17 protein-coding genes and 1 pseudogene are annotated in these 19,833 nt (G+C 76.8%); 17 read left to right on the plus strand and 1 reads right to left on the minus strand.

Annotated features, from left to right (window positions below; genetic code table 11):
- Window positions 1–24 precede the first annotated feature (24 nt).
- The 13 genes and pseudogenes from ACZ4SV_RS10405 to ACZ4SV_RS10465 all read left to right on the plus strand — a co-directional run bounded on the left by ACZ4SV_RS10405 (window position 25) and on the right by ACZ4SV_RS10465 (window position 14,003).
- Window positions 25–1,659 (plus strand): carbamoyltransferase family protein, encoded by a 1,635-nt coding sequence (locus tag ACZ4SV_RS10405; RefSeq protein WP_468003123.1) that lies wholly within the window; start codon window positions 25–27, stop codon window positions 1,657–1,659.
- Window positions 1,656–2,654 carry a glycosyltransferase family 2 protein gene (locus tag ACZ4SV_RS10410; protein ID WP_397937452.1) on the plus strand — a complete coding sequence of 333 codons (999 nt, stop codon included), beginning with the start codon at window positions 1,656–1,658 and terminating at the stop codon, window positions 2,652–2,654. The genes ACZ4SV_RS10405 and ACZ4SV_RS10410 overlap by 4 nt, the downstream gene beginning before the upstream one ends.
- On the plus strand, window positions 2,651–3,193 hold the full coding sequence (locus ACZ4SV_RS10415) for a D-glycero-alpha-D-manno-heptose-1,7-bisphosphate 7-phosphatase (RefSeq protein ID WP_468003126.1): 543 nt from the start codon (window positions 2,651–2,653) through the stop codon (window positions 3,191–3,193). The genes ACZ4SV_RS10410 and ACZ4SV_RS10415 overlap by 4 nt, the downstream gene beginning before the upstream one ends.
- Window positions 3,190–4,200 (plus strand): glycosyltransferase family 9 protein, encoded by a 1,011-nt coding sequence (locus ACZ4SV_RS10420; RefSeq protein ID WP_468003128.1) that lies wholly within the window; start codon window positions 3,190–3,192, stop codon window positions 4,198–4,200. Before ACZ4SV_RS10415 ends, ACZ4SV_RS10420 begins: the two co-directional genes overlap by 4 nt.
- A complete protein-coding gene (locus tag ACZ4SV_RS10425; protein WP_468003130.1) occupies window positions 4,197–5,159 on the plus strand; it encodes a glycosyltransferase in 963 nt (320 codons plus the stop codon). The genes ACZ4SV_RS10420 and ACZ4SV_RS10425 overlap by 4 nt, the downstream gene beginning before the upstream one ends.
- Window positions 5,156–6,388 (plus strand): glycosyltransferase, encoded by a 1,233-nt coding sequence (locus tag ACZ4SV_RS10430; protein ID WP_468003132.1) that lies wholly within the window; start codon window positions 5,156–5,158, stop codon window positions 6,386–6,388. Before ACZ4SV_RS10425 ends, ACZ4SV_RS10430 begins: the two co-directional genes overlap by 4 nt.
- Window positions 6,385–7,056: pseudogene (locus ACZ4SV_RS10435) on the plus strand (D-sedoheptulose-7-phosphate isomerase); the annotation flags it as partial. The gene ACZ4SV_RS10430 and the pseudogene ACZ4SV_RS10435, both read left to right, overlap by 4 nt.
- A 212-nt stretch (window positions 7,057–7,268) precedes the next feature.
- Window positions 7,269–8,693: a PfkB family carbohydrate kinase gene (locus tag ACZ4SV_RS10440; protein ID WP_365941676.1), complete on the plus strand. Its 1,425-nt coding sequence runs from the start codon at window positions 7,269–7,271 to the stop codon at window positions 8,691–8,693.
- Window positions 8,694–8,922: 229 nt separating this feature from the next.
- Window positions 8,923–9,912 (plus strand): glycosyltransferase family 9 protein, encoded by a 990-nt coding sequence (locus tag ACZ4SV_RS10445; protein WP_365877601.1) that lies wholly within the window; start codon window positions 8,923–8,925, stop codon window positions 9,910–9,912.
- Window positions 9,902–10,846 (plus strand): glycosyltransferase family 2 protein, encoded by a 945-nt coding sequence (locus ACZ4SV_RS10450; RefSeq protein WP_468003135.1) that lies wholly within the window; start codon window positions 9,902–9,904, stop codon window positions 10,844–10,846. Before ACZ4SV_RS10445 ends, ACZ4SV_RS10450 begins: the two co-directional genes overlap by 11 nt.
- On the plus strand, window positions 10,843–11,751 hold the full coding sequence (locus ACZ4SV_RS10455) for a glycosyltransferase family 2 protein (protein WP_468003137.1): 909 nt from the start codon (window positions 10,843–10,845) through the stop codon (window positions 11,749–11,751). Before ACZ4SV_RS10450 ends, ACZ4SV_RS10455 begins: the two co-directional genes overlap by 4 nt.
- Window positions 11,752–12,225: 474 nt before the next feature.
- Window positions 12,226–13,473, plus strand: coding sequence for an ANTAR domain-containing protein (locus ACZ4SV_RS10460; protein ID WP_468003139.1), 1,248 nt, complete (start codon window positions 12,226–12,228; stop codon window positions 13,471–13,473).
- A gap of 74 nt (window positions 13,474–13,547) precedes the next feature.
- Window positions 13,548–14,003 (plus strand): RpiB/LacA/LacB family sugar-phosphate isomerase, encoded by a 456-nt coding sequence (locus ACZ4SV_RS10465; RefSeq protein WP_468003141.1) that lies wholly within the window; start codon window positions 13,548–13,550, stop codon window positions 14,001–14,003.
- A 24-nt stretch (window positions 14,004–14,027) separates the two neighbouring features.
- Here ACZ4SV_RS10465 and ACZ4SV_RS10470 read toward each other — a convergent pair whose 3' ends face one another.
- Window positions 14,028–14,393, minus strand: a complete 366-nt coding sequence (locus tag ACZ4SV_RS10470) for a DUF6479 family protein (RefSeq protein WP_365877611.1) — start codon at window positions 14,391–14,393, stop codon at window positions 14,028–14,030.
- 102 nt (window positions 14,394–14,495) lie between these two features.
- Here ACZ4SV_RS10470 and ACZ4SV_RS10475 point away from each other — a divergent pair, with 102 nt between their 5' ends.
- The 4 genes from ACZ4SV_RS10475 (at window position 14,496) to ACZ4SV_RS10490 (ending at window position 19,786) form a co-directional block, all read left to right on the plus strand.
- Window positions 14,496–14,867 carry a four-helix bundle copper-binding protein gene (locus ACZ4SV_RS10475; protein WP_365877613.1) on the plus strand — a complete coding sequence of 124 codons (372 nt, stop codon included), beginning with the start codon at window positions 14,496–14,498 and terminating at the stop codon, window positions 14,865–14,867.
- A 50-nt stretch (window positions 14,868–14,917) separates the two neighbouring features.
- A complete protein-coding gene (locus ACZ4SV_RS10480; protein ID WP_468003144.1) occupies window positions 14,918–15,760 on the plus strand; it encodes an oxygenase MpaB family protein in 843 nt (280 codons plus the stop codon).
- Between the two features lie 55 nt (window positions 15,761–15,815).
- Window positions 15,816–17,378, plus strand: coding sequence for a phytoene desaturase family protein (locus ACZ4SV_RS10485; protein ID WP_468003146.1), 1,563 nt, complete (start codon window positions 15,816–15,818; stop codon window positions 17,376–17,378).
- A 275-nt stretch (window positions 17,379–17,653) separates the two neighbouring features.
- Complete coding sequence (locus ACZ4SV_RS10490; protein WP_468003148.1) at window positions 17,654–19,786, plus strand: cellulose binding domain-containing protein; 2,133 nt, start codon at window positions 17,654–17,656, stop codon at window positions 19,784–19,786.
- Window positions 19,787–19,833 lie beyond the last annotated feature (47 nt).

The following is a 19,833-nucleotide window of genomic DNA, read 5'->3' on the forward strand; positions in this document are numbered from 1 at the left end:
CGTCCCCGGCCCTGGAGACAGCGCATGCACGTCCTCGGAATCAACGCACTCTTCCACGACCCGGCCGCCGCCCTGCTCACCGACGGCACGGTCGTGGCGGCGGCGGAGGAGGAGCGGTTCTCCCGCCGCAAGCACGGCAAGCGGCCCCTGCCCTTCTCGGCCTGGGAACTGCCCGAGCAGGCGGCCCGCTGGACCCTGGAACAGGCCGGCCTCACCCCGTCCGACCTGGACGCCGTCGCCTATTCCTACGACCCCGCCCTGGCCCGCCCCGCCGACCGCATGGGCCTGCACGACCCCTGGGACCACCTGCGCCAGCACTACGCCCGCCAGGCACCGGACTTCCTCGCCGAGGCGCTGCCCGGCCTCGACCCCGCCAAGGTGCGCTTCGTCCCGCACCACGTGGCGCACGCGGCCTCCGCCGGGGCCGTCTCGCCGTACCCCGACTGCGCCGTCCTCGTCCTGGACGGCCGCGGCGAGTGCGGCTCCCACCTGGCCGGCCGCTACGGCAACCGCGAGCTGACCGTGCTCGCCGCCCAGGAACTGCCCGACTCCCTCGGCCTGTTCTACGAGGACCTCACCCAGCACCTCGGATTCCTGCGCAGCAGCGACGAGTTCAAGGTCATGGCGCTCGCCTCCTACGGCACCCCGCGCTTCGCCGGCCGGCTGCGGGAGTACGTCCGCGCCGACGACCGGGGCGGCTTCCGGGCCCGCCCGGTGCCCTGGGCCGAACTCGTCCCGCCGCGCCCGGCCGGCGGCGGCTGGAACCAGGACCACGCCGACCTCGCCGCCAGCGCCCAGCTCTGCCTGGAGGAGGTGATGCTGGCGCTCGCCCGGTGGCTGCGCGAGCACACCGGCGAGGACGCGCTCACCCTGGCCGGCGGTGTCGCCCTGAACTGCGTCGCCAACACCCGGCTGTGGCGCGAGAGCGGCTTCCGGCACCTCTGGGTGCAGCCCGCCGCCGGCGACGCCGGCACGGCCCTCGGCGCCGCCGCGCACATCGCCGGGCAGAAGGACACCCTGGAGCCGATGCCGACGGCCGCCCTGGGCCGCGGCTGGAGCGACACCGAACTGCGGGCGTGGCTGGAGCGGGCCGCCGTACCGTACGAGGAACCCGCCGACATCGCCGAGACGGCCGCCGAGGCGCTGGCCGCCGACGGGATCGTGGCCTGGTTCCAGGGCCGCAGCGAGTACGGGCCGCGCGCGCTCGGCCACCGCTCCCTGCTCGCCCACCCGGGCAGGGCGGCGAACCTGGAGCGGCTCAACGCGGTCAAGGGACGCGAGGAGTTCCGGCCCGTCGCGCCCATGGTGCTCGCCGAACGCGCCGCCGAGATCTTCGACGGGCCGCTGCCCAGCCCGCACATGCTGTTCGTGCACGACGTGGCCGCCGAGTGGCGGGCCCGCATCCCGGCCGTGGTGCACGTCGACGGCACCGCCCGCATCCAGACCGTCGACCGCGCCCAGGAACCTCTGGTGGCCCGGATGATCGAGGGCTTCGAACGGCGCACCGGGCTGCCGGTGGTGGTCAACACCAGCCTCAACACCGCCGGCCGGCCCATGGTCGACGACCCCCGGGACGCCCTGGAGTGCTTCGGCTCCGCCCCCGTGGACCTGCTGGTGCTCGGCCCGTTCGCGATCCGCCGCGGGAAGGCCTTCGCATGAGCGACGCCCCCGCCTACACCGTCGTCGTCCCGACCATCGGCCGCCCCTGCCTCGCCGAGTGTCTGCGCGCGCTCGCCCAGGGCACCGGCGAGCACCCTCCGCACGAGGTGGTCGTCGTGGACGACCGGCCCGCCCCCGAGGGCGACCTGCCGCTGGAGAGCGCCGGACACCTGCTCGACCGGGTGCGCACCCTGCGCACCGGCGGCAAGGGCCCGGCCGCCGCCCGCAACACCGGCTGGCGCACCGTCCGCACGCCCTGGACGGTCTTCCTGGACGACGACGTCCAGGTGCTCCCCGACTGGTCCCGGCGGCTCGCCGGGGACCTGCGCGAGGCCGGCCCCGACACCGGCGGCGTCCAGGGACGGCTGCGGGTCCCGCTGCCCCCGGACCGCCGGCCCACCGACTGGGAACGCACCACCAAGGGGCTGGAGAACGCCGCCTGGGCCACCGCCGACATGGCCTACCGCACCGAGGCCCTGAAACGGACCGGCGGCTTCGACGAACGCTTCCCGCGGGCCTTCCGCGAGGACGCCGACCTCGCCCTGCGCGTCCAGCGGGCCGGCTGGGCCCTGACCCGCGGCGCCCGCGTCACCCGGCACCCGGTCCGCCCCGCCCACTGGTGGGCCTCGCTGCCCGTACAGCGCGGCAACGCCGACGACGCCCTGATGAACCGGCTGCACGGCCGCGACTGGTGGCACCGCGCCCGGGCACCCCGCGGCCGGCTGCCCCGCCACCTGGCCGTCACCGGCGTGGCCCTCGCCGCCACCGCCTGCGCGCTGACCGGGCGGCACCGGGCCGCGACCGCCTGCGCCGCGCTGTGGACCCTCGGCACCGCCGAGTTCGCCCTCGCCCGCATCCTGCCCGGCCCGCGCACCGTCCGCGAGGTCGCCGGGATGCTCGGCACCAGCGTGCTCATACCGCCGCTCGCCGTACAGCACTGGCTGCGCGGCGCCGTCCGCCACCGGCACGCCCGGCCGCTGGGAGGTGCCGGATGACCCCCGTCCGCGCCGTCCTGTTCGACCGCGACGGCACCCTCGTCGCGGACGTGCCGTACAACGGCGACCCGGACCGGGTCCGGCTGCTGCCGGGCGCCGTGGAGGCCGTCGCGCTCGCCCGGTCCCAGGGCCTGGCCACCGGCGTGGTCAGCAACCAGTCCGGCATCGGACGCGGACTGCTCACCGTCGAACAGGTCCTGCGGGTCAACGCGCGCGCCGACGCGCTGCTCGGCGGCCTGGACACCTGGGTGTTCTGCCCGCACGCCCCCGACGCCGGCTGCCCCTGCCGCAAACCCCGGCCCGGCCTGGTCCGCGCCGCCGCCGCCCGGCTCGGCGTACCGCCCGCCGCCTGCCTGGTGATCGGTGACATCGCCGCCGACGTGCTGGCCGCCCGCGCCGCGGGCGCCCGGGGCGTGCTGGTGCCCAACGCGGCCACCGCACCGGCCGAGACGGCACGCTTCGCCGGCCAGTCGGCCCCCGACGTGCTCACCGCCGTACGGAGCGCCCTCGGCGCGGCAGCGGGGAGGACACCGGCATGAACTCCCTCGTCGTCCGGCTCGACAGCTTCGGTGACGTCCTGCTCGCCGGCCCCGCCGTCCGCGCCGTCGCCGCCCACAGCAGCCGGGTCACCCTGCTGTGCGGACCGCGCGGCGCGGACGCCGCCCGGCTGCTGCCCGGCGTCGACGAGGTACTGGTGTGGGAGGCGCCCTGGGAGGGCTTCGACCCGCCCCCGGTCAGCCCCGCGGACATCGGCGCCCTGCTGGACCGGCTGCGCGCCGGCGCCCACGACAGCGCGCTCGTCCTCACCTCCTTCCACCAGAGCCCGCTGCCCACCGCCCTGCTGCTGCGGCTCGCCGGCGTCCGCCGCATCGGCGCCGACAGCACCGACCACCCCGGCCGCCTCCTCGACGTACGCCACCGCCGCCGGGCCGGCCGGCACGAGGCCGAGGCGGCCCTCGACACCGCCGCCGCCATGGGCTTCACACCGCCGCCCGGCGACGACGGCCGGCTGCGCGTCCTGCCCCCGCCGGACACCGGAGGGCTGACCGGCCACGGCCCCTACGTCGTCCTGCACCCCGGCGCCAGCGCCCCCGCCCGCGCCTGGAGCCCCGGCCGGTGCGCCGAGGCGGTCACCCTGCTCGCCGACGCCGGGCACCGCGTCGTCGTCACCGGCGGCCCCCACGAGAGCGGCCTCACCCGGCGGGTCAGCGGCGACACGGCCGTGGACCTCGGCGGCCGGACCTCCCCGCGCACCCTCGCCGGGGTGCTGCGCCTGGCCGACGTCGTGATCAGCGCCAACACCGGACCCGCCCACCTCGCCGCCGCCGTCGGCACCCCGGTCGTCTCGCTGTTCGCACCCGTCGTACCGGCCGAACGCTGGGCGCCCTACGGCGTCCCCGTCATCCTGCTCGGCGACCAGTCGGCGCCCTGCGCGGACACCCGGGCCCTCACCTGCCCGGTGCCCGGCCACCCCTGCCTGGACGAGGTCACCGGACAGGACGTGGTGCGCGCGGTGCACAAGCTCATCCAGGAGCGGCAGTCATGAACATCCTCGTCTGGCACGTGCACGGATCCTGGCTCACCGCCTTCGTCCAGGGCCCGCACACCTATCTGGTCCCGGTCACCGAGGACCGCGGACCCGACGGCCTCGGCCGCGCGGTGACCTGGGACTGGCCCGGATCCGTGCGCGAACTCACCCCCGGCGAACTGCGGGACGCCGACATCGACCTGATGGTGCTCCAGCGCCCGCACGAACCCGGACTCGCCCTGCGCTGGACCGGCCGCCGGCCCGGACGGGACGTGCCCGCCGTGTACGTCGAGCACAACAGCCCCGACGAGTCGCCCGAACGGCAACTCCACCCGCTCGCCGGGCAGTCGGCCGTGCCCGTCGTGCACGTCACCCACTTCAACCGGCTGATGTGGGACAACGGCCGTGCCCCGGCGGAGGTCGTGGAACACGGCATCGTCGACCCCGGCCCGCTGTGGACCGGCACCGAGCCGCGCGCGGCCGTCGTCGTCAACGACCCCGTGCGCAGGGGCCGTACGACCGGCACCGACCTGCTGCCGGCGTTCGCCCGGTGCGCGCCGCTGGACGTCTTCGGCATGCGCACCGAAGGACTCGCCGGCCACCTGGGCCTGCCGCCCGGACGCTGCCGCACCCGGGACCTGCCCCAGCGCGAGCTGCACCGGGAGATGGCCCGGTGCCGCCTGTACCTGCACCCCGTGCGCTGGACCTCGCTCGGCCTGTCCCTGCTGGAAGCCATGTTCCTCGGCATGCCCGTGGTCGCCCTGGACACCACCGAGGTCCGGGAGGCCGTACCCGAGGGCGCCGGAGTGGTCTCGAACCGGCTCGACGTACTGCAGGACGCCGTACGCGCCTTCCTCGCCGACCCCGCACTGGCCCGCCGGACCGGCGCGGCGGCCCGGGCCGCGGCCCAGGCCCGCTACGGAGAGCGGCGCTTCCTGGACGACTGGGAACGCCTGATCAAGGAGGTCACCCGATGAGCCGCATTCCGCACTCGGCCGGGCGCGTCGCCATGGTCTCCGAGCACGCCAGCCCGCTGGCCGCGCTCGGCGGCCCGGACGCGGGCGGCCAGAACGTGTACGTGGCGCAGCTCGCCCGACAGCTCGCCCGCAGGGGATACCGGGTCACGGTCTACACCCGGCGGGACTCGGCCGGTCTGCCGGACCGGGTGACCCTCATCGACGGCGTCCAGGTGGTGCACGTGCCCGCCGGACCGCCCGCCCCCGTCCCCAAGGACGAACTCCTCCCGCACATGACCGAGTTCGGGAACTTCCTGGCCCGCCAGTGGGCGCAGAGCCCGCCCGGCGTGGTGCACGCCCACTTCTGGATGTCCGGCCTGGCCGCCCTGGCCGGCGCCCGCGACCAGGGCGTCCCCGTCGTGCTGACCTACCACGCTCTGGGCACGGTGAAGAAGCGCTACCAGGGCACCGCCGACACCAGCCCGCCGCAGCGCCTCGCCATCGAGGAGGCCATCGGCCACGAATGCGCCCGGATCATCGCCACGTGCAGCGACGAGGTGGCCGAACTGAAGGCCATGGGACTGCCCGAGGACCGGATCAGCGTCGTGCCCTGCGGTGTCGACCCCGACCAGTTCGCACCGGTCGCCCCCACCCGCCCGCCCGGCGCCCGCAGACGGCTGCTCGCCGTCGGCCGGCTCGTGCCCCGCAAGGGTTTCGACCACGCCATCCGCGCCCTGGCCGGCGTCCCCGACGCCGAACTCCTCATCGCCGGCGGCCCCGAGGCCGACCTGCTCGGCACCGAACCCGAGGCCGCGCGCCTGTACGGCATCGCCGGCGAGTACGGCGTCTCCGACCGGGTCACCCTGCTCGGCGGGGTCGGCCGGGCCCGGATGCCCCGGCTGATGTCCAGCGCAGACCTGGTGCTGTCCCTGCCCCGGTACGAGCCCTTCGGCATCGTCCCGCTGGAGGCCATGGCCTGCGCCACACCGGTCGTCGCCACCGCCGTCGGCGGCCAGCTCGACACGGTCGTCGACGGCACCACGGGCCTGCTGGTCCCGGCCGACGACGACTACGACCTCGGCGCGGCCCTCCGCGCCCTCCTCGCCGACCCCGGCCGGCTCGCCCGGTACGGGGCCGCCGGCCGCGACCGGGTGCTCGGCCACTACACCTGGGACCGGGTCGCCGACGGCGTGGCCGGGGTGTACGCCGCCGTGTCCCCGGTCCGCTCGCTCTCGGGGGTGGTCCGATGAACACCGGCCTCCACGCCACACCGCACTGCGACGACCTCGCCAAGGCCCTGGAGGCGTTCCGGGAGCACGGCCCGCTGCTGGAGCGCTGGGGCGCCGAACTCGCCCGCCGGCTGGGCGCGGGAGCCCGGCTGCTCGCCGCCGGCAACGGCGGCAGCGCCGCCCAGGCCCAGCACCTCACCGCCGAACTCGTCGGCCGCTACCGCGACGACCGCCCGCCGTTCTCCGCGGTCGCCCTGCATGCCGACACCTCCGCCACCACCGCGATCGCCAACGACTACGGCGTCCAGGAGCTGTTCGCCCGGCAGACCGCCGCGCATGGCCGCCCCGGCGACGTGCTCCTGCTGCTGTCGACCAGCGGCGCCAGCGCCAACCTGCTGACCGCCGCCGAACGCGCGCACGGCCTCGGCATGACCGTGTGGGCGCTGACCGGACGCCCGCCCAACCCGCTGCACCTCGGCGCCGACGAGGCCCTGTGCGTCGACGCGCCCGGCGCCGCCACCGTCCAGGAACTCCACCTCGTCGCCGTGCACATGCTCTGCGAGAGCTTCGACCGGGCCGTGGAACGCGGCGCGGCGGGCCAGCGGGCGGATGGCACAGTCGGCGGCGGCGGACGGGGTGCGGGTGGTCGGGCTGGCGTGGGTGGCCGGCCCGGCGTCGATGGTCGGGCCGGTGTGGATGATGAGCCGGTCGTGGACGGCCAGCCCGGCGCGGACGCCCGGCCCGGCGTGGACAGCCCGCCCGGCGTAGATGGCCTGCCCGGCGCCGTCAGCGGGCCCGGTGCCGACGGCCGGCCTGGTGTCGACGGCCGGCCGGTCGGCCGCGCCCGCAGCGTCGGCCGGACCGCACCCGGCGCGCCCATAGCCCCCAGGAAGGGACAGGCATGACCGCCTCACAGACGCCCCTGGTCGTCGTCGGCGACGCCCTGCTCGACCACGACCTGTGCGGCCGGGCCGACCGCCTGGCCCCGGACGCGCCCGTACCCGTCGTCCACGACACCCGGCGCAGCTCCCGCCCGGGCGGCGCGGCCCTCGCCGCCTGCCTCGCCGCCGCCGACGGCCGTCCCGTCACCCTGGTCACCGCCCTCGGCACCGACCCCGCCAGCGACACCCTGCGCGCCCTGCTGGCCGGCCGGGTCCGCCTCGTGGCACTGCCCCTGGACGGCACGCTGAGCAGCAAGACCCGGGTCCTGGCCGGCGACCGGCCGCTGCTGCGCCTGGACGACGGCGAGGGCCGCGCCCGCGAGGCGACCCCGCAGGCGGTGGCCGCGATCGCGGCGGCGGCGGGCGTCCTCGTCGCCGACTACGGCCGGGGCACCGCCGACGTCCTCCGAGACGCCCTGGCCCACACGGCGGCCCCCGTCGTCTGGGACCCCCACGTACGCGGCCGGCCCCCCGTCCCCGGCGTCCGCCTCGCCACCCCCTCCGCCCAGGAGGCCCGCGCCTTCGCCCGGCGGCTGACCGCGGCCGGCGCCGGGGCGGCCGGCGACACGGCCGGGCTGCGCACCGCCGCCCGGGACGCCCGCGCCCTCGTCCGGGCCTGGCGGGCCCAGGCCGTCGCGGTGACCCTCGGCGACCGCGGCGCCCTGCTCTCGCACGGCGAGACCCCGCTGCTGGTGCCGACCCCGGCCGCCGCCACGGGCGACCCGTGCGGAGCCGGTGACCGGTTCGCCGCGGCCGCCGCCGGACAGCTCGCCGACGGCGCCCTCACCGAGGCCGCCGTCCAGGCCGCCGTCCACGCCGCCACCCGCTATGTCGCCGAGGGCGGCGCCCGCGCGATCGCCGTACCGGACCGGCCGGAGCCGGCCGCGGAGCCCGCGGCCGACGGCGACACCACCGCCGACGCCGTGCGCACCGCCGCCCGGGTCCGGGCCGCGGGCGGCACCGTCGTCGCCGCCGGCGGCTGCTTCGACCTGCTGCACGCCGGTCACGTGGCCCTGCTCCAGGCCGCCCGCCGGGCCGGTGACTGCCTCGTCGTGTGCGTCAACTCCGACGCCTCCGTACGCCGCCGCAAGGGCGCCGGCCGGCCCCTGGTCCCGGCCGCCGACCGGGTACGGGTGCTGCGCGCGCTGGAGTGCGTGGACGCCGTCGCCGTCTTCGACGAGGACACCCCCGAACGCCTCCTCGGCGAACTCCGCCCGCACATCTGGGCCAAGGGCGGCGACTACGCGCGGACCCGGCTGCCGGAACAGCCGCTGGTGGAGAGCTGGGGCGGCCAGGTCCTGCTGCTGCCCTACCTCGACGGCCGCTCCACCACCGGCCTGGCCCGCCGGGCGGCCCTCACCCCCACGGCGGGAGACCCCCAGTGACCCCCACCCCCCGCACACGCGCCCCACACCCCCCGCACGCGCCCCACCCGACGGCCACCACCACCAGGACCCGCCCGGCCCCCGCCGCCCTCGGTCCCGAGACCCGCCGCGCGGTCCCCGCCGCCCCGGCTGCCAAGTCCCGCCTCGGGCGCCCCGCCGCCGACGCGGCCGGGTGCGCGGCCGGGTGCGTCGTGGGCCGCTTCCCCGTGCGCTACGGAGAACGCGTCCAGTGACCGCCGAGCAAGCCCCGTGCGTCCTGGTCCTGCGCGCGCTGGGCCTGGGGGACCTGCTGGCCGGGGTGCCCGCGCTGCGCGGCATCCGCCGCGCCTTCCCCGGCCACCGGATCGTCCTCGCCCAGCCGCCCGGCCTGACCGAACTCGCGCTGGCCAGCGGCGCGGTCGACGCCGTGTTCCCGGCCGAGGCACCGGGCCGCGCGGTGCCCGGCCTGCGCCACTGGCCCGGCCCACCGCCCGACGTGGCCGTCGACCTGCACGGCAACGGCCCCGAGAGCCGCGACGCCCTGGCCGCCCTGCGCCCGCGCCGGCTGCTCGCCCACGCCTGCCCGGACGGCCCGCCCTGGCCGGCCCGCGTCAACGAACGCGACCGCTGGTGCGCCTTCCTGCGCGCCTACGGCATCCCCGCCGACCCCCGGGACCTGCGGCTGCCCCGCCCCGCCACGCCGTCCCCGGCCCCGGGCGCGGTCGTCGTGCATCCCGGCGCGGCCTCCGCCTCCCGCCGCTGGCCGGCGGAGCGGTTCGCGGCCGTCGTACGGTGCCTGCGCGCCGCCGGCCACCGCGTGGTCCTCACCGGCGGCCCCGGCGAGGACGACCTGGTCCGCGAGGTCGCCGAACGCGGCGGCAGGCCGGGCGGCGACGTGTTCACCGGCGGCCTGCCCCCGGGCCCGCTGAGCGCCCTGATCGCCGAGGCCGCCCTGCTGCTCAGCGGCGACACCGGTCTCGCCCATCTCGCGGTGGCCCACGGCACCCGCTCCGTCACCCTGTTCGGACCCGTCTCCCCGCGCCTGTGGGGCCCGCCGCCCGGCCCGGACCACGTGGCCCTGTGGAAGCCCGGCCCGCCCGGCGACCCGCACGGCGCCACCACCGACGCCCGCCTGCTGCGCATCGGCACCGGCGAGGTCGCCGCGGCCTGCCTGACGCTCCTGCGGGACACCCGCGCCCGGCGCCGGGCGACCGGAGAGGAGGTGGCCCATGCCCACTGAACCGGCCCCCGGCCGCACCCGCGCCCCCGCCGCCCCCGGCGATCCGCGGATCACCGTCGCCGTCATCACCCGCGACCGCCCCGCCAGCCTGCTGCGCACCCTGGACGCGCTGGCCGCGCTGCCCGAACGGCCACCGGTCGTCGTGGTCGACAACTCCCGCGCCGACACCACCCGCCGGGCCGTGGCCGGCCACCCGGCCGTCACCCGTCTGCTACGGCCCGCCCGGAACACCGGCGCCGTCGGCCGCACCCTGGCCGCGCGCCACGCCCGCACGCCCTACGTCGCCTTCAGCGACGACGACTCCTGGTGGGAACCGGGCAGCCTGGCCCGCGCCGCCGACCTCCTCGACCGGCACCCGCGGCTCGGCCTGCTCGCCGCCCGCACCCTGGTCGGTGCCGAGGCCGCCGAGGACCCGCTCAACGCCGTTCTCGCCGCCTCGCCGCTGCCCGCCCAGCCGGATCTGCCCGGCCGCCCGGTGCTCGGCTTCCTCGGCTGCGCCTGCGTGGTCCGCCGGGAGGCCTTCCTCGGCGTCGGCGGCTACCACCCGCTGCTCTTCTTCGGCGGCGAGGAGACCCTGCTCGCCTACGACCTGGCCGCCGCCGGCTGGGGCGTCACCTACGAGCCCGCCCTGTGCGCCCGCCACCACCCCGAGGACCACGGCCGCACCGGCCGCTCCTCGCTCGTCCGGCGCAACCACGTCCTCACCACCTGTCTGCGCCGCCCCTGGCCGGTCGCCCTGCGCGCCGGCACCGACCTGGCACTGGCCGCCGCGGCCGGCCGCCCCGGCGCGCGCCGGGCCCTGAAGGAGGCCGTCGCCCGGTTCCCGGCCGCGCTCGCCCGCCGCCGCCCCCTGCCCCCGCGCGTCGAGCACGCCGCCCGGCTGCTCGACCGGGAGGCCTCCGGACGCCCACGGGAAGGCACCGCACCGACATGACCCGGACCGGACCCGACGACCGTACGACCGTCGTCGTGATCACCCACAACCGCCGCGACGAACTGCTGCGCACCCTCGCCCTGCTGCGCGGACTGCCCGAACGCCCGCCCGTCATCGTCACCGACAACGCCTCCACCGACGGCACCGCCGAGGCCGTCGCCCGGGACTTCCCGGAGATGACCCTGCTGCGCCCCGGCCGCAACCTGGGCGCCATCGGCCGCAACCTGGCCGTCCGGCGGGCGCGCACGCCGTACGTCGCCTTCTGCGACGACGACACCTGGTGGGAGCCCGGCAGCCTGCGCCGGGCCGCCGACCTGCTGGACACCCGGCCCCGGCTGGCGGCCGTCACCGCGCGCATCCTCGTCGAACCGGCCGGCACCGAGGACCCGGTGGTGCGCGAGCTGCGCGAATCCCCGCTGCCCGGACCCGACTGGCTGCCCGGACCCGCGCTCGGCTCCTTCCTCGCCGCCGCCACCGTGCTGCGCACCGAGGCGTTCTGGGCCGGCGGCGGCTTCCACCCCGGCCTGTGGCTCGGCGGCGAGGAGGAACTGCTCGCCTGCGATCTGCAACGCCAGGGCTGGTGGCTCGCCTACGCCGAGGAACTCACCGTCCACCACCAGGCCTCCCTGCAGCGCGACAGCACGGCCCGCCGCGTCCTCGGCCTGCGCAACACCCTGTGGTTCACCTGGCTGCGCCGCCCCCTGCTGCCGGCACTGCGCCGCACCGGGCACCTCGTGAGGACCGTGCCCCGGGACGCCGCGTCCGCCCGCGCGTTCGCCCACGCCACCGCCGGACTGCCGTGGGTGCTGCGCCAGCGCGATCCCGTGCCGGCGGCCCTGGAACGCCGGATCGCCGCGCTGGAACGGGCCCGCCGCGACTCACCCGCACGGCGGTACGTCGGCTGACCGGCCGACGCCGCGCCACGCCCCCGGCTCGGAGACGCCGTCGCGCCCGACGCACCCCGTGCAGGCCGGACAGACCGCCTGCACACCTGGGGAGCCCCCACCGCTGGAGGCACCGACGCGTACCCCACCCGCGCCGCCGCGCCGCGCCACGAACCCCGGCCGCCCCGGCAACGCCCGCGCCCGGCCCGTCGTACAGCCCGGCGGCACGTCCGCCAGACCCGACCGCGGCCGGCCCACCCGGCACCCGGGACACACGCCACCCCGGCCGCCGCCCCGCACGCGACCCGGCGGCCCCGGCCGGCCCCTGTGGGGGCCGCCCGCGCCCGGCGCCGTGGATGGCGCGGCCGCGGAGCCGCGCTTACCGTGCACAGTGGGTGCCGAGGCCGGGAAGCGGCCGGGCGAGACCTCCGTGACGTCCTGTCCGGCCGGCAGGACGTCCGCTCCGGTGCCGTGACGTCCTGTCTGGGTGATGCGATGAAACCTTCCGCCGGCCGGCCGGCCGCACCGGCCCGGCTCGTCATCGAGTCCTCCGTAGTCGAGGGACTGCCCGCCGAGGGCGCCCTGCTGCTGCGCATGACCGGCAGCCTGGACGCCCACGGCGCCGAGGTCTGGGCGGAGGAACTCCGCGGCCACCTGGCCCGGGCCGACCGCGCCGGACTGCGCCCCGTCCTCGACATGGCCCATGTGCAGCTCGGCGGCGCCGCAGTGCTGCGCACGCTCAGCGAGACGACCCGGGCGCGCACCGGACGCCCGGACCTGGTCATCGTCCGCGCCCGGCCCGGGGTGCGCGAGGCGGTGCACCTGGCCCGGCTGACCGGCGTCCAGCTGTACGCCACCCTGGACGAGGCGCTGCGCGCGCTGGCCCGCGCCGCCTCCCGGGTGGAGGAACTGCCCGCCTGGCGGTCCCAGCTCGCCGACCCGGTCCGCCCCTCGTACGAGGACCTGCACAAGGAGGTCCGCGCGCTGCGTGCCCGGGTGCGCAGCGCCCCGCTGATCGGCATGGCGCAGGGCGTGCTCATGGTCCGCTACGGGCTGCCGGACTCCGGCAGCGCATTCCGGGCGCTGCGCGAGGCGTCACAGCGGTTCAACGTGCCCCTGCGCGTCCTGGTCTCGGCCGTGGTCGTGGCCCGGGCCCCGAGCGGCGAGGTGTGGTTTCCGGGCCGCAGGCCCCTGCCCGTGCCGCAGCTGCGCGTCCTCGCCCGCGGCGGCCGGGACCCGCGCTGCCGCCGCCGGATGATCGACACCGTGCTGCACGAGGCGCTGGCCATCGGCCGGGCGCCCGGCGGCTACGTGCAACTGGTGGACCCGGCGGTGAACGCCCTGGTGCCGGAGACCCGCCACGGCTGCGCGGAGACGCTTCTCGACCACCTCGCGCGGGGCCGGGGCGAGGGCACCGCCGACGCGGCGGCCCGCACCCGGGGCCGCCAGGTGAGCGTCCCCGACGTCGCCACGGACGCGCTGCTCTCCGACGAGTGCCGGTACGTGCTGCTGGCCGGCGGCGCCCGCGCCCTGCACAGCGTCCCGGTGCTCTCCTCGGCCGGTTCGTGCGCGGGCGTGATCGGCCTGCACTGGCCCGACGCCGGCCACCGGCCCACCGCCGCGCAGACCGAGGCGTTCGCCCTGCTGGCCGCGGACACCTCGGCCTGGCTGAGCTGGTACCACCGCTCGGTGCTGCTGGACGCCCTCGAACACCTCCACGGGACGCTGACGCCCACCGGCTGAACACCTCCGCCGCCCCGCGCCGCCCCGCCGCCCGGCAGGTCCGGCCGCCGTGCGCGGGCGCTACGCTCCGGAGTATGCGGATCTCCGTCTCCTCCGACATGGACGAACCCGTCGCCCGCCTGCTCGTCGCGGAGCTGCGCCGCCGTGGTCACGACGTCCGGGAGCACGGCGCGCTGCGGCCCGGGGCCGACGCGCGCTGGGCGGTCTGTTCCGAGGCCGCCGCCCGGGAGGTGGCCGACGGCGCGGCCGACCAGGCGGTGGTGTGCTGCTGGACCGGCACCGGCGCGTCCATCGCGGCCAACAAGGTGCCGGGCGTCCGGGCGGCGCTGTGCGCGGACGCCGCCACGGCGGACGGCGCGCGCCGCTGGAACGACGCCAACGTCCTGGCGCTCAGCCTCAGGCTGACCTCGGAACCGCTGCTGCGGGAGATCCTCGACGCCTGGTTCGCGGCCGAGCCCAGCCAGGACCCGGAGGACCGGGACAACATGACCCGCGTCGCCCGCCTGGACGTCCCCCGCGACGCCTCTTAGCGACCTGGTCCGGGCCGAGGCGGCTCAGTGGGCGCCCAGACCGCCGCCGCCGAACGAGCCGCTGGAGCCCTTGCTCCAGCGCGGGCGGTCCTTCGAGTCACTCGGCCGGGTGTCCATGTTGGACAGTTCGTACGGGGTGAGCGGACGTTCGCCCTTGGCGATCCGGGGCACCTCCGCGGACTCCCTGTTCTCGCGCACCTCGTGCACCGGCCCGCCCGGCGGCATCGTGGGCTGTTCGTCGGGGCGGGGGCGCGGCAGCTCCCTGGACCTGACGCGGGAGGTCATCCAGAAGCCGCCCCCGAGCAGCGCGAGCAGGGCCACGGCCACGACGAACAGGACCAGGCTCATCAGACCGCTCGCCGCGGCGAGTTGCATCGAAGCTATGTTCATGAAAGACGAATACCCCTATAGAGAGGTATGAACCGAACAAAGCGGACATCAGGGATGAGGGGTGGAGGGTTTGCGGTCGCCCGCCCCGGCTACCCGCCCCCTGTGACATCGCCGACTTCCCAGCAGCTGTACCGGTTCCTAGAGGACCGCTTCACCTGTGCCCAGGCGTGTACGGAGTGCGCCCGGGCCTGCGCCGTGCGGGCGAGCCTGGTCGACCCGGACGGCACCGAGGGCCAGGAGCGCGTGCGCCGGCTGGGCATCATGTGCGCCGAGGCGTGCGACGCCACCTGCCGGGTGCTGTGCGAGGAGAACCAGCAGGACGAGGAGGGCATCCGGGTCCGGGTGGACTGGTGCCGCTCGGTCTGCCTGGAGTGCGCCCTCGCCTTCGACCGGCTCCCGGGCGCCGAGTCGGCCGCGGCCACCTGCCGCGCCTGTGCCGACGCCTGCGCGGGCTTCCTCGAAGTGCTCCAGTAGGTGCTACGGGCCCCTGGTAGTCCGCCGCGCCCCGTGGCCATACTGCGCACATGGCGGACCCCGGGCTGTTCACCCCCGACTCGGTGACCTGGCAACTGCACGGCGACCCCATGATGTGGGTCGCCGGCGTGCGCGCGCTCTACCTTCAGGCCCTGCATCCCCGTGCCGTCCGCGGCGTGCTGCAGAACTCCGACTTCCGGCGGGACGCGTGGGGGCGGCTGATGCGGACCGCGGACTTCGTCGGGACGACGACGTACGGCACCACGCGGGCGGCCGAGCAGGCCGGTGCCCGGGTGCGCCGGATCCACGCCGCGCTGACGGCGGCCGACCCGGACACCGGGGAGCGCTACCGCCTCGACGAGCCCGCGCTGCTGCTCTGGGTGCACTGCGCGGAGATCGGCTCCTATCTGCACGTCCTGCGCCGCTCGGGCGTGCCGCTGACCGACGCCCAGGCCGACCGGTATCTGGCCGAGCACCGGACGAGCGCCCGGCTCGTGGGGCTCGACCCGCGGGCCGTGCCGGCGAACCGCGCCGAACTGGCCGCCTACTTCGAGAAGGTACGCCCGGACCTCGCCGCCGGCCCCGAGGCCCGTGAGGTGGACGCCTTCCTGCGCCGCCCGCCCGTCCACCCGCTCCTCGTCCCGGCGCGCGAACTGCTGTGGCGGCACGTGGCCCGGCTGGCCTACGCCTCCCTGCCGCCGTACGCCCACGAGCTGTACGGCCGGCCGGCCCCGCCGCCCGCCGCCGTCACCCGCGCCCTGCGCGCCACGGGCGCCGTACTGCGCGCGATACCCGCCCGGGTGCGCTGGCAGCTCCCGCCGAAGCACATCCTGCGCGCGATGGCCCGCCTCGGCCCGGACGCGCGTCCGGCACCGGGCGGACCGAGGCGGTGACCCGGCCGGAACCCCGCCCCTGGCCGTCGTGAACGGCCGCGTGCTACGAAGAACCATGCCCGCGAACGAGACAGGCCGCGCCTACGACGCCGTGATCGTCGGCGGCGGCCACAACGGCCTGGTCGCCGCCGCCTACCTGGCCCGGGCCGGCCGCTCCGTGCTGGTGCTGGAGCGGCTGGACCACACCGGCGGCGCGGCCGTCTCCACCCGCCCGTTCGCCGGGATCGACGCCCGGCTGTCCCGGTACTCCTACCTGGTCAGCCTGCTCCCGCCGAAGATCGTGCGCGATCTCGGGCTGGACTTCCGGGTCCGCGCCCGCACCATCTCCTCGTACACCCCCGCCGAGCGCGCCGGACGGCCCACGGGCCTGCTCGTCGGCGGCGGCGCGCAGCGCACCCGGGAGGCGTTCGCCCGGCTGACCGGCGGCGACGGCGAGTACGCGGCCTGGCAGCGGTTCTACGGCATGACGCGCCACGTCGCCCAGCGCGTCTTCCCCACGCTCACCGAACCGCTGCCCACCCGTGACGCGCTGCGCCGCCGCGTCGGTGACGAGACCGCCTGGCGGGCCCTGTTCGAGGAGCCGCTCGGCGTCGTCGTGGAGAAGACGTTCGCCGACGACCTGGTCCGGGGCGTCGTCCTCACCGACGCGCTCATCGGCACGTTCGCCGACGCCCACGACCCGGACCTCGCCCAGAACCGCTGCTTCCTCTACCACGTCATCGGCGGTGGCACCGGCGCCTGGGACGTGCCCGTCGGCGGCATGGGCGCGCTCACCGACGCGCTCGCGGCGGCGGCCCGTTCGGCGGGGGCGCGCCTGGCCACCGGGCACGAGGTGACCCGGATCGACACCGACGGGCGCCACGCCGAGATCACCTACCGCACGGCCGACGGCGAGGGCACCGCCGCCGCCCGGCACGTCCTGGTCAACGCCTCCCCGCACGAACTGGCCGCCCTCACCGGCGCCGCGCCGCCCGAGCCCGCCGAAGGCGCCCAGCTCAAGGTCAACATGCTGCTCACCCGGCTGCCCCGGCTGCGCGACCCGGGCACCGACCCCCGCGAGGCCTTCGCCGGCACCTTCCACGTCGCCGAGGGCTACCGGCAACTGGCCACCGCCCACGCCCAGGCCGCCGCCGGCCGGCTCCCGGGGTCCCCGCCGTCGGAGATCTACTGCCACTCCCTGACCGACCCCACCATCCTCGGCCCCGACCTCGCCCGGCGCGGCTACCAGACGCTCACCCTGTTCGGCCTGCACACCCCGGCCCGCCTCTTCGACCGGGACAACGACGCCGCCCGCGAGGAACTGCTGGCCGCCACCCTCGCCGAACTCGACACCCACCTCGCCGAACCCCTCGCCGACTGCCTGGCCACCGACGCCGACGGCCGCCCCTGCATCGAGGCGAGGACCCCGCTGGACCTCGAACGGGACCTGCGCCTCCCCGGCGGCAACATCTTCCACCGCCCCCTGTCCTGGCCCTACGCCCAGCCGGACACCGGCCGCTGGGGCGTGGAGACCGCCCACCCCAACGTCCTGCTGTGCGGCGCGGGCGCGGCACGCGGCGGCGGGGTGAGCGGGGTACCGGGCCACAACGCGGCGATGGCGGTCCTGGAGCGGGACTGAACCCGCTTGGCCGCTCCCTCTCGATCCGCACCGTTCCCGGGCGTTGACAGGACGTCACCCCCCTCTCATCATGGGAGCGCTCCCACAGGCGGGTTCCGGCCGCCCGGCCCGCACACGCACCGTCGTCGCACGCTTCACGCGCACCACCGCACGCGTCCCACGCTCCGCCTTTCCGTGTCCGGCGCGGAACGTCCCGCCGCCGCGCCGTCACACCGCCCGTCCGGCGGTACCGTCCGGCACCCGCCGCGCCGCCGGGCCCACGAGGGAGGACTCGCATGCCACCACTGCCCAGAACCGGCCGGCCGGCCGGTGCCCGGGGGCTCCGGCCCCTCGTACGGGGCGCGACCGTGCTGGCCGCCGCGCTCGCCCTGCTGCCCCCGCTGGCCGGCGCCGCCCCCGCCGCACCCCAGCGGGCGGCGGCCGCCGCGGACGTCGCCGTCCAGGTCAACGCCCAGGCGGCACTGGGCCGGCTGTCCGGTACCGCCCGCGGCGTCAACACCGCCATCTGGGACGCGCACATGAACGATCCCGAGGTCGCCCGCCTGATGAAGGCGGCCGACGTCGGCACGATGCGCTACCCCGGCGGTTCCTACGCCGACATCTACCACTGGGAGACCCACACGGCGCCCGGGGGATACGTCGCCCCGGGCACCGGCTTCGACTCCTTCATGGGCACCGTCCGCGCCACCGGGGCACAGCCGATCCTGATCGCCAACTACGGCTCGGGCACGCCCGAGGAGGCGGCCGGCTGGGTCAGGTACGCGAACATCACCAAGAACTACGGCGCGAAGTACTGGGAGATCGGCAACGAGATCTACGGCAACGGCCATTACGGCAGCGGCTGGGAGCACGACGAGCACGCGGACAAGAGCCCGCAGGAGTACGCCCGTCAGGTCCGCGCCTACGCCAAGGCGATGAAGGCCGTCGACCCCACCGTCAAGATCGGCGCGGTCCTCACCGCTCCGGGCGAGTGGCCGGACGGCGTGGTCGGCGAGGGCGACGCAGGCGACTGGAACCACACCGTGCTCTCCCAGGTGACCGACGTCGTCGACTTCGTGAGCGTCCATTGGTACGCGGGCGGATCCGACACCACCGCCGAGGACGCCACGGCCCGGCTGGCCCGGCTGCCCGGTGAACTGCGCGAGGTGCGCAGCCAGCTCGACCGGTACGCGGGCCCCGACTCACCGCGCATCGGCATCGCCCTCACCGAGATCAACACCAACACCGGCGGCGCCCGGCTCACCGCCCGCCCCAACGGCCTGTTCGCCGCCGACGCGTTCATGACGGCACTGGAGAACGGCGTGTTCACCGTGGACTGGTGGGACACCCACAACGGCGCGGGCCAGATCACGACCGTCGACGGCGAGACCGACTACGGCGACATGGGCATGCTCTCCAGCGGCGCCTGCACCGGTGACGTCTGCGAACCCGCGCCGAACACACCGTTCCACCCCTACTACGGCATGAAGATGACCAGCGAACTGGGCACCGCGGGCGACACCATGGTCGCCGCCGAGTCCTCCGCGCAGGACGTCTCGGCACACGCCGTACTCCGCCGCGACGGGCGCCTGAGCGTCCTGCTCGTCAACAAGAACCCGGACGCCGCCCGGACCGTGGACCTCGGCTACGCGGGCTTCACCCCGTCCGCCGCCGCACCCCGGGTCAGCCGCTACGCCCGCGGTGACAGCGACATCACCGAGGTCACCGGCGGGACGGCGTCCTCCTCCCGGGTCACCGTGGAGCCCTACGGGCTGCTCACCGTCACCCTCACCCCGCAGGCCGGCACCGGACCCGGCGCCTCGGCCGCCGCGACCCCGGGCACACCCCGGCTGGAGGCCGTGACCGACACCACCGCACGCCTGTCCTGGGACGGCGCGACGGGCGCCGCCCGCTATCTGGTCCAGGAGCGCGACGGCACGCACACCCGCCTGACCGGAGAGACCACCGGCACGTCCGTCACCCTGCGGAACCTGCCCCCGGGCAGCACCCACACGGTCAACGTGCTCGCGGCCGACGCCTCGGGCCGGCTCTCCGCCCCGTCCGTTCCGCTGACCTTCACCACCGGCACTCCGCCCAACGCCGCCTGCGCGGTGACCTACCACCGCGACACCGGCTGGGGCAACGGCTTCGTGGCCACGATCACCGTCCGCAACCTCGCGGACACGCCGATCACCGGCTGGACCGTCGACTGGGACTGGCCGACCGCCGGTCAGTCGGTGTCCTCCGGCTGGAACGCCACGTTCCACCAGAGCGGCACCCACGTGCGGGTGACCGCCCCCGACGGCGCCGGCCCGCTGGCCCCGGACGGCGGCTCGACCGCCTCCTTCGGATTCGTCGGCGCCAACGACGGACCCAACCCCGATCCGACGGTCTTCCGTCTCAACGGCACCGTCTGCTCGGGCGGCTGACCACCGGCCCGCCCGGAACCGGACCGGATGCCGGCCGCCCGCCGTGC

The sequence above is a fragment of the Streptomyces sp. NPDC027672 genome (assembly GCF_055566335.1).

Excerpts from the sequence above, each read along its gene's own strand:
- ACZ4SV_RS10490 (WP_468003148.1), top strand. The coding sequence starts at position 17,654 with ATGCCACCACTGCCCAGAACCGGCCGGCCGGCCGGTGCCCGGGGGCTC.
- ACZ4SV_RS10440 (WP_365941676.1), top strand. The coding sequence starts at position 7,269 with ATGACCGCCTCACAGACGCCCCTGGTCGTCGTCGGCGACGCCCTGCTC.
- ACZ4SV_RS10480 (WP_468003144.1), top strand. The coding sequence starts at position 14,918 with ATGGCGGACCCCGGGCTGTTCACCCCCGACTCGGTGACCTGGCAACTG.
- ACZ4SV_RS10425 (WP_468003130.1), top strand. The coding sequence starts at position 4,197 with ATGAACATCCTCGTCTGGCACGTGCACGGATCCTGGCTCACCGCCTTC.
- ACZ4SV_RS10420 (WP_468003128.1), top strand. The coding sequence starts at position 3,190 with ATGAACTCCCTCGTCGTCCGGCTCGACAGCTTCGGTGACGTCCTGCTC.
- ACZ4SV_RS10430 (WP_468003132.1), top strand. The coding sequence starts at position 5,156 with ATGAGCCGCATTCCGCACTCGGCCGGGCGCGTCGCCATGGTCTCCGAG.
- ACZ4SV_RS10410 (WP_397937452.1), top strand. The coding sequence starts at position 1,656 with ATGAGCGACGCCCCCGCCTACACCGTCGTCGTCCCGACCATCGGCCGC.
- ACZ4SV_RS10470 (WP_365877611.1), bottom strand. The coding sequence starts at position 14,393 with ATGAACATAGCTTCGATGCAACTCGCCGCGGCGAGCGGTCTGATGAGC.
- ACZ4SV_RS10415 (WP_468003126.1), top strand. The coding sequence starts at position 2,651 with ATGACCCCCGTCCGCGCCGTCCTGTTCGACCGCGACGGCACCCTCGTC.
- ACZ4SV_RS10465 (WP_468003141.1), top strand. The coding sequence starts at position 13,548 with ATGCGGATCTCCGTCTCCTCCGACATGGACGAACCCGTCGCCCGCCTG.
- ACZ4SV_RS10450 (WP_468003135.1), top strand. The coding sequence starts at position 9,902 with ATGCCCACTGAACCGGCCCCCGGCCGCACCCGCGCCCCCGCCGCCCCC.
- ACZ4SV_RS10455 (WP_468003137.1), top strand. The coding sequence starts at position 10,843 with ATGACCCGGACCGGACCCGACGACCGTACGACCGTCGTCGTGATCACC.
- ACZ4SV_RS10405 (WP_468003123.1), top strand. The coding sequence starts at position 25 with ATGCACGTCCTCGGAATCAACGCACTCTTCCACGACCCGGCCGCCGCC.
- ACZ4SV_RS10485 (WP_468003146.1), top strand. The coding sequence starts at position 15,816 with ATGCCCGCGAACGAGACAGGCCGCGCCTACGACGCCGTGATCGTCGGC.
- ACZ4SV_RS10460 (WP_468003139.1), top strand. The coding sequence starts at position 12,226 with ATGAAACCTTCCGCCGGCCGGCCGGCCGCACCGGCCCGGCTCGTCATC.